Source organism: Verrucomicrobiota bacterium (genome assembly GCA_016200005.1).
GTDB lineage: Bacteria > Verrucomicrobiota > Verrucomicrobiia > Limisphaerales > PALSA-1396 > PALSA-1396.
The window spans coordinates 1-17,140 of sequence record JACQFP010000021.1; the positions used below are offsets into that span (position 1 = coordinate 1).

13 protein-coding genes and 2 pseudogenes are annotated in these 17,140 nt (G+C 57.1%); 4 read left to right on the forward strand and 11 right to left on the reverse strand.

Going from position 1 to position 17,140, the window contains the following annotated elements:
- A partial coding sequence (locus HY298_06950; GenBank protein ID MBI3850013.1) for an RHS repeat-associated core domain-containing protein occupies positions 1-1,717 on the forward strand: 1,717 nt, incomplete at its 5' end.
- Between the two features lie 574 nt (positions 1,718-2,291).
- Here the strand turns inward: HY298_06950 and HY298_06955 are convergent.
- Complete coding sequence (locus HY298_06955; GenBank protein ID MBI3850014.1) at positions 2,292-2,843, reverse strand: transposase; 552 nt, start codon at positions 2,841-2,843, stop codon at positions 2,292-2,294.
- Positions 2,844-4,030: 1,187 nt separating this feature from the next.
- Between HY298_06955 and HY298_06960 the strand changes: the two genes are divergently transcribed.
- The 3 genes from HY298_06960 (at position 4,031) to HY298_06970 (ending at position 10,549) form a co-directional block, all read left to right on the forward strand.
- Positions 4,031-5,350, forward strand: coding sequence for a VCBS repeat-containing protein (locus HY298_06960; protein ID MBI3850015.1), 1,320 nt, complete (start codon positions 4,031-4,033; stop codon positions 5,348-5,350).
- A 96-nt stretch (positions 5,351-5,446) separates the two neighbouring features.
- Positions 5,447-9,070 (forward strand): c-type cytochrome, encoded by a 3,624-nt coding sequence (locus HY298_06965; protein ID MBI3850016.1) that lies wholly within the window; start codon positions 5,447-5,449, stop codon positions 9,068-9,070.
- Positions 9,071-9,079: 9 nt separating this feature from the next.
- Positions 9,080-10,549 carry a sulfatase gene (locus HY298_06970; GenBank protein ID MBI3850017.1) on the forward strand — a complete coding sequence of 490 codons (1,470 nt, stop codon included), beginning with the start codon at positions 9,080-9,082 and terminating at the stop codon, positions 10,547-10,549.
- Between the two features lie 388 nt (positions 10,550-10,937).
- Here the strand turns inward: HY298_06970 and HY298_06975 are convergent, their stop codons facing one another.
- The 10 genes and pseudogenes from HY298_06975 to HY298_07020 form a co-directional block, all read right to left on the reverse strand.
- Positions 10,938-11,231, reverse strand: a complete 294-nt coding sequence (locus HY298_06975) for a HEAT repeat domain-containing protein (GenBank protein MBI3850018.1) — start codon at positions 11,229-11,231, stop codon at positions 10,938-10,940.
- A gap of 4 nt (positions 11,232-11,235) precedes the next feature.
- A complete protein-coding gene (locus HY298_06980) occupies positions 11,236-11,463 on the reverse strand; it encodes a HEAT repeat domain-containing protein (GenBank protein ID MBI3850019.1) in 228 nt (75 codons plus the stop codon).
- Positions 11,464-11,614: 151 nt separating this feature from the next.
- A pseudogene (locus HY298_06985) lies at positions 11,615-11,893 on the reverse strand (aldehyde dehydrogenase family protein).
- Positions 11,893-12,300 carry a hypothetical protein gene (locus HY298_06990; protein ID MBI3850020.1) on the reverse strand — a complete coding sequence of 136 codons (408 nt, stop codon included), beginning with the start codon at positions 12,298-12,300 and terminating at the stop codon, positions 11,893-11,895. Before HY298_06990 ends, HY298_06985 begins: the two are co-directional and overlap by 1 nt.
- A gap of 105 nt (positions 12,301-12,405) precedes the next feature.
- On the reverse strand, positions 12,406-13,746 hold the full coding sequence (locus tag HY298_06995; protein MBI3850021.1) for a proprotein convertase P-domain-containing protein: 1,341 nt from the start codon (positions 13,744-13,746) through the stop codon (positions 12,406-12,408).
- A gap of 279 nt (positions 13,747-14,025) precedes the next feature.
- The gene (locus HY298_07000) at positions 14,026-14,187 is read right to left on the reverse strand and encodes a hypothetical protein (GenBank protein ID MBI3850022.1); all 162 of its coding nucleotides are present in this window, start codon (positions 14,185-14,187) and stop codon (positions 14,026-14,028) included.
- Positions 14,187-14,381: a hypothetical protein gene (locus HY298_07005; protein ID MBI3850023.1), complete on the reverse strand. Its 195-nt coding sequence runs from the start codon at positions 14,379-14,381 to the stop codon at positions 14,187-14,189. The genes HY298_07000 and HY298_07005 overlap by 1 nt, the downstream gene beginning before the upstream one ends.
- 4 nt (positions 14,382-14,385) lie before the next feature.
- Positions 14,386-15,039, reverse strand: a complete 654-nt coding sequence (locus tag HY298_07010) for a hypothetical protein (protein MBI3850024.1) — start codon at positions 15,037-15,039, stop codon at positions 14,386-14,388.
- Between the two features lie 14 nt (positions 15,040-15,053).
- Positions 15,054-16,554 (reverse strand): annotated as a pseudogene (locus HY298_07015) (aldehyde dehydrogenase family protein).
- Complete coding sequence (locus tag HY298_07020; GenBank protein ID MBI3850025.1) at positions 16,551-17,129, reverse strand: DUF559 domain-containing protein; 579 nt, start codon at positions 17,127-17,129, stop codon at positions 16,551-16,553. Before HY298_07020 ends, HY298_07015 begins: the two are co-directional and overlap by 4 nt.
- Positions 17,130-17,140 lie beyond the last annotated feature (11 nt).

The window sequence follows — 17,140 nt, forward strand, 5'->3', positions numbered from 1 at the left end:
AGACCTCCGACCTGAAATCCCTCACGCCCGCAGCCTGGGCCAAAGCCAGACGCGCCGCCATGCGTTCCGCCGCCTGATTTACTCCCGTTCCTTCGTCAGCTTCCGTGCCACTCACCCAAGGCAGTCTGGCTGTCGGTTACGTTGGACCAACCAGTTTGGTTACGACTCGGCGAAACACCTGACGAGTGTCACGGCGCCCGGCGGCACCTTCACCTATACCCTCGGCGCGGCGAACGCGGCAAGTCCATTGCCGAAAAAGGTTTTGCTTGGCAATACTTCCTACATCACCAACACCTACACCTACGACAGCATGGCGCGGTTGACGGGGACGTATCTCAAGACCAGCGCGAACGTGCTGACGAACAAGCACGAATACTCTTACACCGCGGGCAATCAGCGCACGCAGCAGACGTTCATGGACGCGGCCACGTACGGTTACACGTACGACAACATCGGCCAGTTGACCAATGCGGACAGTTCGGTGGCGGCTCAGGATCGGAAGTATGTGTACGACGCGGCGTGGAATCTCAATTACCGCACCAACAACACGACGACTTACAGCTTCAAGGTGGACGGGAAGAACCAGTTGACCAACGCGACGCCAGTCGGCGCGCAGACCTACGATGACAATGGCAACGTAACCTTCAGTGCGGGCATCGCGGATGGTTTCAGCTACGACGACGAGAATCAATTGCAGAATTGGTATCATTATGACGGCGGCTACAACGGCGACGGGTCGCCCACAGATTCCAAGGACAAGCGGACGGAGTTCATTTACGATGGCAAGGGGCGGTTGCGCAAGCGGGTGGAGTACACGACTGACGGTTCTGTTTGGATCGTTTCTTCTGAGACGCGCTACCTCTATGACGGGATGCGGGTGATTCAAGAACGCAACAGCAGCAACACGCCGACGGTCGCTTATACGCGCGGGACTGATCTGAGCGGGAGCTTGGAAGGTGCGGGTGGAATTGGTGGATTGTTGGGGCGCAGCCACGCGTATCAATCGGGCAGTGGCAGTTGGACGAACCATAACGTTTATCATGCCGACGGGAACGGGAACGTGACGTACATGCTGAACAGCTCCCAATCGGTGGTAGCCAATTACCGGTATGATCCGTTTGGAAACGCAATCACCGCAAGCGGCACGCTGTCCGGAGCGAACGTGTATCGTTTTTCGAGCAAGGAGATTCATGTCAACAGCGGGCTGTATTACTACGGCTACCGCTTCTATCATCCCAATTTGCAGCGGTGGCTGAACCGAGATCCCATTGGGGAACGAGGCGGCCTAAATCTTTTTGAGTTTGCGGGAAATGATCCAGTAGACCTGTTCGACCGCTTTGGCTTGTTCGTCACGCCGACCGATTTTCCACCCGGAGGCGGCCACAATACGGTCATTTGTTTTAACGGAAAGCTCACCATCCAGAACAAAAACAAAGGTCCTGATAGGAAATGCACAGGCGAACATGAGTATTCGCACTTGCAGGATTGGTTAAAGCGATACGGCGATGGCGTCTGCAAAGGTCAGAATAATGGCACTGTACCCGTAGGCGGCGACGGATACCTTGAATTTCTTCGCCAGTCAGAATGCAAGGCCTTCAAAGCAGGCAAGAAGTGCCGTGAAGATCTTCTGACGCACTGCAAAAAAAAGGATAAGGCTGCCATTCAAGCGGGAATTGACCGTGACAACCAAGGCTTGAAGGACAACAAGTGCAATTAAGGGGAATCGCCATGAACTCGATTGCCGCTTGGCTGCTCATTTCGCTGACTGTCTGTTTATTGTGCTCATCGTGCTTGAAAGAGAAGACAACGACACCTGTGTCGGCTGAGTCTGAGGTGCTCGCAATGGCTAAACGAGAGTTTAGGAAGGCCGGACGCAAGGTTGAGGACTACAGGATTACAGTTGACCACCCGACTAATGACGTCTGGTGGGTGCGCTTTGATCTTGATGTGCGCTATCCTCCACCTGGAGCGAGTCACTACGTTCGGGTCGAAAAGCAGACTGGGCGAGTAGTGTTTATGCCCGGCGAATAGAGCCTGGCAATACCTGCCTGCTCGATTCGAATAGCCCAGCCGGCGTACCGCACAATTTGAACTGGACACGCCAACCATAGGTAGAGCTTGTCCGCAAAACGCGCATTTTTGAAAAGGGTCGGAAAACGTCGGAGGAAGTTCCGGGCGCGGGCGGCGGCAGGGGTGGTCTTTATGGTGATCCTGGCTTTTGCAATCGCTTTTGGCCCGGCGGCGGACACACCGCTTCCCTCGTGTTTGGCCGTGGGTTGCGCGCCGTCCTTTTAGGCGGCTTGCGCCAGCACTTGTTTTTGTTCCAGTCGCGCCAGCACCCACAGGTTGTGGGTCAAGACCTGCCAGACGACCGCCAGCTCCCGATGCGCAAATCCTTTGGCCCGCAGCGGGCGCCCCAAAAATCCGTTCTTGAATATCCCGATGCGGCCTTCGGTCTGGCTGCGCCGCCGTTGCAGTTGCCCAAAGCGTTCTTCTTCCATTCTCTCTTTGAGCCGTGCCGGGTGCTTCGGACAAATCCCGTCGTAAATTTCCTGGGCGGCCAGCAACGCCTGGTTGGCCGCGCTGCAAAAGCCCCGATCCGTGCCCAGCGCCCGGATCACTCCGACGCCGTAAGCCGCCTCCATCCGTGCCAAACTCTGCGGCAGTTGCCGCCGGTCCGCCGGCGCGCTCTCGCGATGCAACTGCCAGTCCACGATCACTCCGTCTTTTTGTTCGGCCAGCAACAGGGTGTTGCCAAATTCCACTTCCGCCCCGGCTTTGCCCCGCACGATCACGCGCGTGTCGGTTTCATACAGGCTCAGCACCTTGTCGGCGTTGTTCACTTGGCGCTCGCCAATGATGCGTTCGTGCGCCTGCTTTTGCGCGGCCGGCAAGAGCGCCAGCACGCCGTCGATCCGCCGCAACACCACCTCGGCTTGCGGGCGCGTCCAGTCGGTTTGGCCCCAGGCTTGATCCAGTAACTCCCGGTGTCGTCGCGCGTGTCCGGCCACGACTTTGACCTGCTGCTTCATCAGGCGCAGGGTTCGCTTGCGTTGTTTTTTGGAATCTTTGGCCCGGCGCGCATGGGTCATTTGCAGGCTCAAGCGGTTCATCGCTTTGAGAAAATTCTCGGGCGGCTCCATGCGCTGCTTGAGACCGTGGGCACGAATCAAGCGCGTGGCTTTCATCAAGGTTCGCACCGCATCGCACAACAGCACCCAGTCCACCGGAAAATGAATGTTGGCTTTCAGACACGTCGTATCCACCCACACCGTTTCCAATTCGAGGGCGTGGGCCAGTTCCAAAGCCGACGCGCCCGACGGCTGCTGGGCCGCTAGGATCATTTGCTCAATCAGCGGGCGCATCGTTTCGGCCGGCAACCAGTGGGCGTAATCCTGCAAAGTGCTTTTGCCGGGCACACGCACGGCGGCCAGTTCTTCCATCCCGCAAAACCAGCGGAAGAGCGGGCACTCGGCCAGCCGCCGGCTCAGCCCGCGATAATCTTCCCCCAACCATCCTCGGAGCACCGTGCAACGCAGGGCGCGGTAACTGTGCTGTTGATGGCCTTGCCGGGCCTTGGTTTTGGCGGCGGGAAATTGCTGGTCGTAACGCCGGAGGCTTTGTTCGACGAAACTTTTTTCCACGCCGCTCCAGAGCAGGAGCTGGTCGATGCGGCGCAGTTGCTGCTCGAAATCCTGGTAATCGACATTGCCCAGAACCACAGGCAAAGCTGGACGCAGGGTCGGTTGGAAGGGTAGGATTGGGGCGGCGGGTGAATGGTTTTTCATTAGCGTGAAAATCATAACCCGCTGCTTTCGGGCAAAACCATTTTAATCGGTGGTTTTGCCTGATTGTTTTTGTTCCCTCAACCCGCGCCCTGATTGCCCAGGCGATTTCTCGGACAGGCTCTAACTTATCCCCGAACAGCTCTCAGTTGCCAGTTGGTTCAAGCAGCCGCCAAAATTTAACGCAACAGCACGCGACGCATACCGCTTGACCAAGTCAGAAATAATAGCGAAGGATATCCGCCATGTTCAAATTTCCGCTCGCCTTTACCGTGTTCGTTTTGGGCGCGACCACCATTTGTGCCAAAGATTACGCTGTTCAAACGTTCAAGAAGATACGTCTCTCCGATCAGTTCTGGGGCGAAGGCGCAAACTTTGGCGATTTCAACCACGACAACTATAAGGACATCGTCTCCGGCCCGTATTGGTATGAAGGCCCTGACTTCAAGAAGCGCCATGAATATTATCCCGCGAACAAAACATTTAAGCGCAAGAAGAATGATGGCACTGAAGAAGCCATCCAAGGTTTTGAAGGCGCTCTCGGCACAAATAACGCCTACTCTGACAATTTTTTCGCATTTGCCTACGACTTCAACAACGACGGTTGGGACGATATTCTGATCTTGGGATTCCCAGGCCAGGACGCGTCATGGTACGAAAATCCGAAAGGTCGCGAAGGCCTCTGGCAACGACATAAGGTGTTTGATGTCGTTGACAATGAATCGCCAACTTGGGGCGATTTGACTGGCGATGGTAAACCGGAACTCATTTGCAACTCTGGCGGCTACTTCGGTTTCGCCGAACCGGACTGGTCCGACACAACCAAACCGTGGACGTTTCATCGCATCTCACCGAAAGGGGACTGGCAACGCTTCACTCACGGGCTTGGTTATGGCGACGTCAATGGAGATGGCCGGAAGGACATTCTGGAACTTGATGGTTGGTGGGAGCAACCGGCCTCGCTCAGCGGTGATCCCGTTTGGACAAAACACCAGTTTCCCTTCGCACCCGGTCATGGCAGCTCCCAGATGTACGTTTACGATGTCAACGGCGACGGCCTAAATGACGTCATCACCAGCCTGGCAGCTCACGGCTACGGCCTAGCGTGGTATGAACAAGTCAGGGAGAACGGAATCATCACTTTCAAACAACACTCCATTCTCAACAAAGAGCAGAAACCCAGCCCCAATAAATACGGCGTCACCTTCTCCCAACTTCACGCCGTTGATCTGGTGGACATGGACGGCGACGGCCTGAAAGACATCATCACCGGCAAGCGCTTCTGGGCCCACGGACCTGCAGGCGATCCCGAACCTAATGCGCCAGCCGTGCTCTATTGGTTCAAGCTCGTACGCAACAAAGACAAGTCGGTCGATTTTATCCCCTACCTCATCGACAACGACTCCGGCATCGGCACACAAGTTGTGGCGGGCGACATCAACGGCGATAAGCGGCCCGATGTTGTCGTCGGCAACAAAAAGGGGACCTTCGTTTTTTTGCAACAAACGAAAAAGGTTAGCAAAGCGGAGTGGGAGAAATCCCAACCGAAACTGCTTTCGCCCTGAGCCAAAGAGCAGTCTGCTTTCCCGAATTAAGAGCGTTTGCGTCAGAAAAAATACGTGCTCTTTCTGGCGACTTGGCAGATAATCCGCCCACCCTTTATGAAAGATCAACTATTCCGTGCCTGCGGTTTCTTTTCCCTCGCCTTTTTCGTTTGGATTTCGCCGATTAATGCTGCCACGCTCGAAGTCATTGCGCCCGTCGGAAAAGATGGCAAACCTCTCAACCTAGATTTCGAAGTCGGCACGCTCAAAGATTGGACTGCCACCGGCAAAGCCTTCGAAGGTCAACCCATCAAAGGGGATACCGTCACCAAACGGCGCACGGACATGCGAAGCCAGCACACCGGAAACTTTTGGATCGGCACTTATGAAATCGCCGGCGACGAACCTCAAGGCACGCTGACTTCCGTTCCCTTCAAAGTCACTCAACCTTTCGCCAGTTTCTTAGTTGCCGGCGGCTTGTCGCCCAACACCCGTGTCGAACTCGTCCGCGCCGACACCGAACGGATCTTCTTCAAAACCTCGGGCACCGATAGCGAAAATCTGCGTCCGGTCGTCGTCGATCTTCAACCCCACCTCGGCAAGGAAATCTTTATTCGCATCCTCGACCAAGCGAGTGGCGGGTGGGGACACATCAACTTCGACGACTTCAAGCTCTACGCCCAACGACCGAAATTTGACAACGAACTCGACCCCGCCAAAGTCGCCGCTGATGCTCCGCCCGCCGATGTTGTGCCTTACGCCGGTCTGTCGCCCGCAGACGCTGCGAAGTTTGCCACGCTACCGCCCGGTTTCAAAATGCACGTCTTTGCCGGCGAGCCGGACATTGTGCAACCCATAGCCTTCTGTCTCGACGATCGTGGTCGCGTTTGGGTCGCCGAAGGACTCACCTATCCGATTCGCGCGCCGGAAGGGCAGGGCAAAGACCGCATCCTCGTCTTCGAGGACACCAACGGCGATCACAAGTTCGACAAGCGCACCGTCTTCATGGAAGGCCTCAACCTCGTCAGCGGACTCGAATATGGCTTTGGCGGAATTTGGGTCGGTGCCGCTCCTTACCTGATGTTCATTCCGATTCAAGACAGCGACGCGCCCAAGCCCGCTGGTCCGCCGCAAATCCTCCTCGACGGTTGGGATTACAAACGCGACACGCACGAAACTTTGAACACGTTCACCTGGGGGCCGGACGGCTGGCTATACGGTTGCCACGGCGTTTTCTGTCCTTCGCACGTCGGCAAGCCCGGCGCGCCTGAGAGCGAGCGTCAATGGATGGACGCTGGGGTCTGGCGTTACCATCCCACCAAGCACATCTTTGAAGTCTTCGCGGAAGGAACGAGCAACCCATGGGGCATCGACTTCGATGAACACGGGCAACTTTGGGAGGAAGCCTGCGTCATCCCGCACCTCTGGCACATGATCCAAGGCGGCCGTTACCTGCGCCAAGGCGGCGAGCATTTCAGCATCAACCGCGACGAAACCGCGCGCAACGAAAAGCATCGTGAGAACGGCAGCCGCAAACCGATCTTCCCCTACGTCTATGAAGACATCCAATCTGTCGGCGATCACGTCCACTACGCCGGCAACAAAGGCCCGCACGCCGGCAACGCGCGCTCCGACGCCGCGGGTGGCGGCCACGCCCACGCCGGCATGATGGTTTATCTCGGCGACAGTTGGCCCACCGAATATCGCGGGAACCTTTTCATGGGCAACATCCACGGCCAGCGGCTCAACATGGACATCCCCGAGCGCAGCGGCTCCGGTTACGTCGGCCATCACGGCAAGGACTTTCTGAACTTCAACGACACTTGGTCGCAAACGCTCAACCAACTCTATGACCAGGACGGCTCGGTTTACATCATCGACTGGTACGACAAGAACCAATGCCACCACACCAATCCTGATGGCCATGACCGCTCCAACGGCCGCATCTACAAAATCGTTTACAACGATCGGAAGGTGACGAAGGTGGATTTGCAGAGAGAACCGGACGAGGCTCTTCTGTTTATGCAATGGCGGCAAATGGGGTTACGGTCCGAGTGGGCTGCCAGACATGCGCGTCGGATTCTTCAAGAGCGCGCTGCAAATGGTAAACTCAAAACCAACATCCCCGAACAAATTGCCAAAGAAAAACTAAGGATGCCGATGAACGAAGTTGAAGCTCTCCACTTCCTTCAAGTTCAGCATTCCACGATCGGAATTCTGGAAGATGAAGCGTTGAAAATCCTGCAGCGTTCCGATTACGAATTCCTCCGGGCCTGGACAGTTCAACTCATTTGTGAAAGCAAGAGCCTATCTACAGAAGCCTCAAAAGAATTCGTCCGCCTCGCGCGTGAAGACAAATCGCCCGTCGTCCGACTTTACCTCGCTTCCGCGCTTCAACGTCTGTCCCCGGAACAACGCTGGGACATTTACACCGCGTTGCTCCAGCACAGCGAAGACGCCAACGACCACAATATCCCGCTGATGGTTTGGTACGGTGGCGAAGTCCTCGCAGCAACACAGCCGGTCAAAGCATTGTCGCTCGCGGTCACAGCCAAGCTGCCGAAGATTCTCAATTTCACCACGCGCCGCATCGCACAACTCGGCACTGCCGAAGCGCGCGACCTCATCGCCGAGACGCTGGCCAAGCTTGACGATTCATCCAAACAACTCGACATGCTCACCGGCTTGAGCGCCGCGCTCAAAGGCCAGCGCAGTGTGCCGATGCCACAAGGCTGGGAAAAGGTTGAAGCCAAACTATCCGCCAGTTCAAATCCGCAAATTCGCGCCCTTGCTCAATCGCTGTCACTGACATTCGGGAGCGCGAATGCGCTCGCGGCGTTGAAGAAAACGCTGATGGATGAGTCCGCCGAAGCCGGTGCCCGCCGCACCGCGCTCGATTCGTTGCTGAGCACTCGCGACGCGTCGTTGCCGCTGTTGCTTCAGCAGTTACTCAAGAGCACGGACCTTCGCGGCCAAGCGATTCGCGCTCTGGCCGGCTACGACGATTCAAACACTCCCGATGCCATCCTCGGAGTTTACGCATCGCTCGGCACCGGCGAAACGCGCGACGCGCTGAACACGCTCGCCTCGCGCGCTGCGTTCGCCAAACCGATGCTTGCATCCGTCGAAAGCGGAACGATTCCGCGCAATGCGCTCACCGCCGAAATCATCCGTCAGTTGCGCAACTTGAAGAACGCCGACATCGACCAGCAGCTTCAAAAAGTCTATGGCACGATTCGTGACAGCAGCGCCGACAAGAAAAAGGAAATCGAGAAATACAAACGCATTTATTATGCGGGCGGTTCACAGCCGGGAATCGCTTCGCGCGGTCGCGCAGTGTTCGACAAGATTTGCGCCCAATGCCACACGCTCTTCGACACCGGTGGCAAAGTCGGGCCGGACCTCACGGGTTCAAATCGCGCCGACCTTGACTACATTTTGCAAAACATCCTCGATCCGAACGCCGTCATCCCGAATGATTATCGAGCTTCCACCATCGAAACCAAGGATGGACGCAGCCTCATTGGTATCGTGAAGCAACAGGACGACAAGTCCGTCACCGTCGCGACGCAGACCGAGACGCTGGTTCTGCCGCGAAACGAAATCCAATCACAGCAGCAAAGCGAACTCTCGATGATGCCGGAAGGATTGCTCGCTCCTTTGGCCGACCAGGAAATCCGCGATTTGATTTACTACCTCAGCCGTCCCGGTCAAGTTCCCCTGCCAGCTTCCGCGCAATAGGACGTCGCCATGAAACTGATTTCCTCTTCCATTGCAGCACTGTTGGCGCTCTCGCTTGTTTCTACTCCAATTTCCCTGCACGCCGCCGCACCCGAAAAACCCAACATCATTTTTATCCTCGCTGACGACCTCGGCTACACCGACGTCGCCTGTTACGGCAACAAATATTACGAGACGCCGAACATCGACCGCCTGGCGAAACAGAGCATCCGCTTCACCAGCGGCCAGACGTGCGCGCCGAACTGCCAGCCCACCCGCGCCGCGCTCATGAGTGGCCAATACATGCCGCGCACCGGCGTCTATACCGTTGGCAGCATTGACCGTTTCGACTGGCGCAGCCGTCCGCTTCGGCCCGTGGACAATGTGGAGAAACTTCCGCTCGATAAAATCACGATCGCGCAATCGTTGAAGAAGGCTGGTTACGCCACCGCCATGTTCGGCAAATGGCATTTGGGCGATGATGGACCGCATCATCCTGGGAAGCGCGGCTTCGATGAGGCGATTGTCAGCGCCGACAAACACTTCGATTTCAAAACCAATCCGCGCACCGATTATCCGCCAGGCACTTATCTCGCCGATTTCCTGACGGACAAAGCCACCGACTTCATTCGCCGTCATAAGGACGGTCCGTTCTTTCTCTACCTGCCGCACTTCGCCGTTCATTCACCCCACGAAGCGAAGACCGGTCTCATCGCGAAGTTCAAACCCAAGCCGCCCGCCGGCGGTCATCACGACCCAACCTACGCCGCCATGATTTACAGCGTCGATGAAAGCGTGGGCCGCATCGTCGCGCTGTTGGATGAATTGAAGCTCGCCGAAAAAACACTCGTCATCTTCTCCAGCGATAATGGCGGCGTCGGGGGATACGAACGCGAAGGCATCAAGAAGGCCAATGGCATCACCGACAACGCACCGTTGCGCGGCGGCAAGGGAATGCTCTACGAAGGCGGCATTCGCGTGCCTTACATCTTCCGCTGGCCCGGCAAGATTCCCAAAGGCACCGTTTGCGACACGCCCATCAACAGCGTCGATCTCTACCCAACGCTCCTCGAAGTTGCAGGCGCGTCACCGTCGCCCAATTACCCGCTCGATGGCGAGAGCTATCTCAAACTGCTGACGAGCGGCGGCAAAGCGACGCTGAATCGCGAAGCGATTTACTGGCACTTCCCCGGCTACCTCGGCGCGGGAGAAAATACCTGGCGCACGACACCCGTGGGCGCAATTCGCTCTGGCGATTGGAAACTGCTGGAATTCTTCGAGGACGGTCGGCTCGAACTCTACAACCTGCGCGATGACCTCGGCGAAAAAAACAATCTCGTGGCCAAGCTGCCCGACAAAGTCAGGGAACTGCACGCGAAGCTGGTGGCTTGGCGTCAGGAACTAAAAGCCCCCATGCCAACGAAGAACACCGAGCAACGCCCGCCCGCCAAACCCGAAAGGGGCGCGAAGAAACGCAACAAGGCGGACGATGGGGAATGAAAAATCGTTAGTGCGCAACTCACGATTTACGGAACTTGAAGTTCAGGGGAGCATACGCGTCGCGGGAGTTGTTCGTTGGGCCAGCGCGACGAACACTTGGCGCACGGCTTACGACCGGCGACCGAGCACGTCCGCAAAGGCCAACGACGAGGGATCAATCGCGGATTGCAACGCAAAGGCTTAGCGCGGCCAAGCCGCAACCGCAGCGGAGCGCGGAATTTATTCCGCTTCGACTCTCGCTCCGCTGTACCGCCTGGAAAGTTCGGCGCCCGCTCGAACCCTCGGACGTTGAAGCGGAATAAATTCCGCGCTCCAAAATCTTCGCAAGCTGTGACGATGTTGGGAGATAGCACTGCAAAGACGGCAAGCCGCGAAGCGGTCACGGAAGTTAGCCAGCCAGGAAGTGGCTGGACCACGGCCCCAAGCAACAACGACCATCCGCCGTCCCATCGGGACGTTTTCCTAACGCCTCCGCTGCACCTAAACGGACAGACAAATTCGGACTTCCGTTAAGCGCGGCGGTGAGAAGGTCGAATGTGTGTGAATGATTCAGTTCGCCAAGCACTTTGGTGGCAGCCTCCCGCACTCGCCAATCCCTTCTCACGGCCAACGCACTGATGAGTAGCTCGACAGCACGCGGATCTTGCGCAACTTGCAGCGCCTCGACAGCAGCGACGCGCACCCTTTCATCTTTGTATTGTAGAAACTTTGAGGAGTGCCTCCAGACATCGTGAGTCTTTCAATTTTCCAAGAGCAAGAGCCGCGAGCGCGCGAATACTGGCTTCCACATCCCCCAACGCTGAGACAAGCAATTCGAACTGAGCAGATGGAATCAAGCAAGAAACGGATTTGATGGCAACCATCCGAACTTCGGTCGATTTATCGCGAAGCCCCCATCGCAGAACTTCATTCAAGTGCCATTTCTGGTGGACTGCCACCTTTTCGCACCTGACTCATGGAGTCTTCAATAAACTTACACCCTTTACCCGGGGACTTGAACGGCCATGAGCAACGCACCCACAACCATTTCAATTTCCAATTGGATTGGTTCATCGCTTCTACCTTTCAATCCAAGCGGCAATACGCAGCCAACCCCTGCAATCCGCCCTCGCGCCCGAAGCCGCTTTCCTTGTAACCGCCGAACGGACTCGTCGGGTCGAATTTGTTGTACGTGTTCGCCCAGACGACGCCGGCGCGCAGTTTGTTGACCATCTTGAAAATCTTGCTGCCTTTGTCTGTCCACACGCCCGCGCTCAAGCCGTAGGGGATGTTGTTCGCGCGCTCGAACGCCTCCTCCGGCGTGCGGAACGTCATCACGCTCAACACCGGCCCGAAGATTTCCTTCAAAATCCCTTCAGGCGATAGAGTTTGTTCCCATCCACTGCGCTGTTCGTCACGTTGAACTGATTGCCGACAATTGTTGCGTTCGATACGGTGCTCCAATTATTCGACGCAGGCAACGCAGGCGCGCTTTCCAGCGTGAAGTCGCCATAATACAAAGGCCATGTAACTATGACGTTCTTGGTCGGTGTGCGTTGGATGTTCAGAAGCGGGCTGCCCAATTCAAACGCGCCGATGTCGCTGCCGTCGCCGCCAGCTGCATCCGTCGTGGAGGCGAAATCAAATGGCCGCGGTGCGCCTCGTTGATCGGACGCGACACCGAAGCTTTTCCCTTTGTCGATCGCCGGACTGCCGTTCAGCGGTCTGTGCGTGGGTGTGCAGCCGCCGTTTTCCGCCAGCGGGCCGAGCAACGGATTGAGCGGCGAACCAATGCTTCCGGCTTGGTCGCCATTTATCCCGTCGGTGAAGCCAATCGCGCCATTGGTGTTACCAATCAGATTGAATCCGCCCGATGTTTACGTGCCCTTGAGGTCCGGGCCGGTGACGCCGCTGTTGCCCGCGATGATGCTGTTGGTGATGACATGGATGTAGCTGCTGCCGCTGTCGTCAATGCCGCCGCCGTTGGTACTCGAGTTTCCGGTGACGGTGCAGTTGATCAGGGTCAGGATTCCGGAACCCAGTCCACCAAAGGCAATGCCGCCGCCGCGTTTGGTCGTGATCCCACCGACGAACACCGTGCGATTGCTCGAAATGGTGGTGTTGCGGATGGTCAGCACCGCGCCGGCGTTGGCGAAGATTCCGGCGCCGGCGGCACCGGACTCGTTTCCGGCGAGGGTGCTGTTCTCGACATTCAGATAAACGTCCGAGTCTGCGTAAATCCCGCCGCCGCCGCTGAAGCCGTTAGACTCCGCGTGATTGCCGACGATGGCGCAGGCCGAAATCGTGTTGCTGCCGCCATCCATCTTGATACCCGCGCCATAGTCTGTCGCGAAACCATTGGCGATCGTCAGGCCGGAAATGTTGACGACGCCATTGGTGATGTGAAAGACGCGGTTGGAATTGTTGCCGCTGATTGTGAGTTGCTTCGCGCATGGCCCAACGATGCTGAGACTCTTGCCGATGACCAATTCACCGTTGGTCAATGTAATCATACCTATGACGTTCGAGGCGAAAGTGATCACATGGCCGGGTCCGGAATCCGCGAGGACATATCGCAGCGAACCTGGCCCGTCATCTCCCGTGTGAGTTACCACGTTTGTGTCAAGGGTGCCGTGAACAGTCAAACTTGCTGCTGTAACCGAACCGACATCATTCTGTGCCGCATCTCGAGCCATTAAAGTCCAAGTTCCGTTCGGATTTGTTACTCCCGCGAAAGCCAGATTCAATTGCGTCCGCGGTGCGGGATTGATCTGGCCAAAATCACCTGCTTCTGTCGTTCGGTAAGTTCCCGGCGTTACGGTGCATGTATCGCCACATGAACCATCGGTCGCAACCGTCCAAATGTGGGGTGGGGTCGGCGCGGCATCGTTGAACGTGTATGTGCCGCCATAATTGGAATCGTCTCCAAAACCGGTCGCCGTCATAACGCCGATCCTGCTGACCAGCACCAGGTTTGTGCCATTGGGAGAGGCGAGCCTCATGTCAACATCACCAACCCAAGTGTGAGTTAGTGTGACGGCGACCGAAATGTCGACGATGGGAGCATTGACACCAACAACATCAAAACTGATGACCAGCGGAGCACCGTAAACTGGCGGGGTTCCGCTGCCGCCATCCGGAACTGGACCGACTCCAGTTCCCTGAAATGTTCTTGCTCCAGAACTGAATTCACCCGCAAGAAGCATCGCCAGTGTCATCAGTGCCAGATCAGAACGATGTTGACTCGATCTGAATATCAACTTTGGGCATGTGCGGGCCATGCTTGGTAATGGGTTTGACAACTCATAACAGAACACAGGGCGTTTGGAAGGGGAATTTCGGTTTAGCTTCCGAAGTTTCTCTTTGCGACTTGGGTTTCTTTCGATCTTCCCGGCAATACGCCGCCAGCCCCTGCAATTCGCCCTCGCGACCGACCCAGGCTGCGCCGGAGGCTTCGCCGAGGCGAGAGCCGCTTTCCTTATAGCCGCCGAACGGCTTCATGTGAGGCCCAGTTGCTTGCGAACTTGGTCGGCGGAGAACGTCGGCTTGCCTTTGTTGCGGGCACGGGCTTCGAGCAGGTCAAGGTAGTCGTTCAAATCTTCCATCTGCTCGCGCATTGAACCGATTTGTTTGAGCACGGCTTGCCGACGACGTTTCATCAGGCCGTCGCCAGTCTGCGTGAAGCACGATGAACCGCGCCGCGGCCCCGGCGGCGCCCGCGCTTTACGCGATCCAATTCCGCGATGAGCCGCGCCTCGGCCAGCGCGCGCGGCGCGGCGAAGACAACGGGATGTTTGGCCTCAAATTCCCAGAGTTCTTCGAGGCTTATCGGTTTTGTCCGTTTCACTGTCATGGCGTCAATGTAGTTCAGTTGTCGTCTTTGTTGCAAGGGTTGGATGACTGATTTTCTCCTGCCGCTTGGTGATGGCGGTCATCTCCGGCGTTTGAATGATAAACAAATCCTGAATGGGAGAAACGGCCAACAGCTTCTCGTAGAACGTCGCGGAATTCACCGTGGCCTCGCCCCAAATTCGGGGAATGTTCAAAGCTTTCGCCAATTGAACCAGGCCGAAAATGATGCCGCTGCCCACGCCGCTCACCGGCCATGTCGGTTGGAGGGCGCGCGGGTGCAGCGCGAGAAAATCGAGCGCAAGGTGATGACACCAAGTGCGTCGGCAATAGGCGAGGCCAATGGGCAAATCCCGGCCTCCTTGCCGGATCGTGGCGACCATGATGAAGGCGATTTCGCATTTCGCATCGCGGCGAATCTCGCGCTGAAGTCCGGCAAAACTTTCGGCGGCTTCATCGGTGCGCGAGTAATAGCGCCAGCGCTTGGCGGCGAGCCGCGTGAATTCGACCGCTTCCCGGATGATAGTGGAGGACTTGCGCGCGAACGGAGAAAGGCTGCGATGATAACGGCGGAGTTCGGCTTGGTTTGCAAAACGAAGCGTCGCCTTGTGTGGCAAGTTTTCCACTATGATTTGGAACGGAAATTCGTTCACAATCGGCATTAAGTATTTTTGAATCAATCCAGACGACAATACGCCGACAATCCCTGCAATCCGCCTTCACGACCAAACCCGCTTTCCTTGTAACCGCCGAACGGACTCGTCGGGTCGAATTTGTTGTACGTGTTCGCCCAGACGACGCCGGCGCGCAGCTTGTTGACCATCTTGAAAATCTTGCTGCCTTTGTCTGTCCACACGCCCGCGCTCAAGCCGTAGGGGATGTTGTTCGCGCGCTCGAACGCCTCCTCCGGCGTGCGGAACGTCATCACGCTCAACACCGGCCCGAAGATTTCCGTCCACGCCGCTTTGCACCAGCTCGCGGATTTTTTCGAGCTGCGGCCGCGAGTTGATCGCGCCGATGTCGGTGTTTTTGTCGAGCGGATTGCCCACGCGCAAGGTCTGGATGCGGTCGCGCAATTTCTTGATGACGGTGGAATAAATTCCTTCCTGCACGAACAGGCGCGAGCCGGCGCAGCAGACGTGGCCTTGGTTGAAATAAATGCCCGCGATGACGCCTTCGATGGCCTGGTCAATCGGCGCGTCCTCGAACAAGATGTTCGCCGCCTTGCCGCCGAGTTCGAGCGTCAATTTCGGCGTAGCTGGGTTCGGCAGAACGCGGCCAATTTTGTTTGTTGAGAAGTTACCGGCGCTCTGCCGAGCGCCGCTACGTTCCGCAATTGCCCTCGCAATCGCCTTACCGACTTCCGTGCTCCCCGTAAAAGCAATCTTGTCAATGTCCGGATGATTGACGAGCGCCGCGCCGGTTTCGCCCGCGCCGGTGACGATGTTCACCACGCCTTCGGGCAATTCCGCCTCCTGAAAAATCTGCGCCAGCCGCAGCGCCGTGAGACTCGTGGTCTCGGCGGGCTTGAGCACGACGGTATTCCCGCACGCGAGCGCGGGCGCGATTTTCCACGCGGCCATGAGCAACGGAAAATTCCACGGAATGATCTGCCCCGCGACGCCGAGCGGCTGCGGCGTTTTACCGGGGAATGCGTATTTCAGCTTGTCCGCCCAACCCGCGTAATAAAAGAAGTGCGCAGCCACGAGCGGCAAATCCACGTCGCGGCTTTCCTTGATGGTCTTGCCGCCGTCCATCGTTTCGAGCACGGCCAGTTCGCGCGATTTCTCCTGAATGATGCGCGCAATGCGATAAAGATATTTGCCCCGCTCGCGTCCCGGCATCTTGCTCCAGACTTTATCGTAGGCTTTGCGCGCGGCCTTCACCGCTGAATCAACATCGCCCTCATTCGCAGCCGCAATTTCCGTGAGTTGCTGCTCGGTCGCGGGGTTGATAGATGGTAAATATTTTCCCGAGCGCGGCTTCACAAACTTGCCGTTGATGAACAGCTCATGCCGCGGCGCGATGACGTAATGTTTTGATTCCTCCGGCGCGGGCGCGTAATCCCATTTGTTGCCGAACACGAGCCGGCGCTCTTTCAGCGGCACGACGGCGTGAGTTGGAGCGGCGACTACGCGCCTGGCTGAAACTTTGCGGGAGAGATGTTTGAGTTTCATAACAATCGAGAATCGGACTCCCTCTCCCCCATCGGGGGAGAGGGTTGGGGTGAGGGGGCGGGCTGTGGCAAATAGCCATCAATTTCCTCCTGGCGTCCCGTTCGTTCCATCAATGCGTGCCAGATTTCAAATCGCACCGTCTCAAGTTCACCGCGCAATTGATGATTCCAGAAGCGGAGCAGTTTAATCCCTTGGCCGACGAGGAACTGATTTCGTTTTTCGTCTCGGGCGCGCTGGTCGGGAAAGCCACGCCCGCCGCCATCAAGTTCAACTGCGATTTTTGCGGCCGTGCAGAAGAAATCGAGGGAGTAAATGCCGCATGGATACTGGCGGCGGAATTTGAATTCGACGAAGCGGCGGTCGCGCAGCAAACGCCACAGGCGTCTTTCGGCTTCAGTGGATTTTTTCCGCAAGTGGCGCGCGAAGTTGCGGACCTCGACGGTACGTGTGCGGCGTTTGCCGTATTGTGGCGGTCGCCCCCTCACCCCACCCCTCTCCCCTGATGGGGGAGAGGGTGACTGCGATGCCGCACGGGCACAATTTACGGTCTGTGTTGCGGCTAATTTTTGTTTCACGGCAGCGAAAA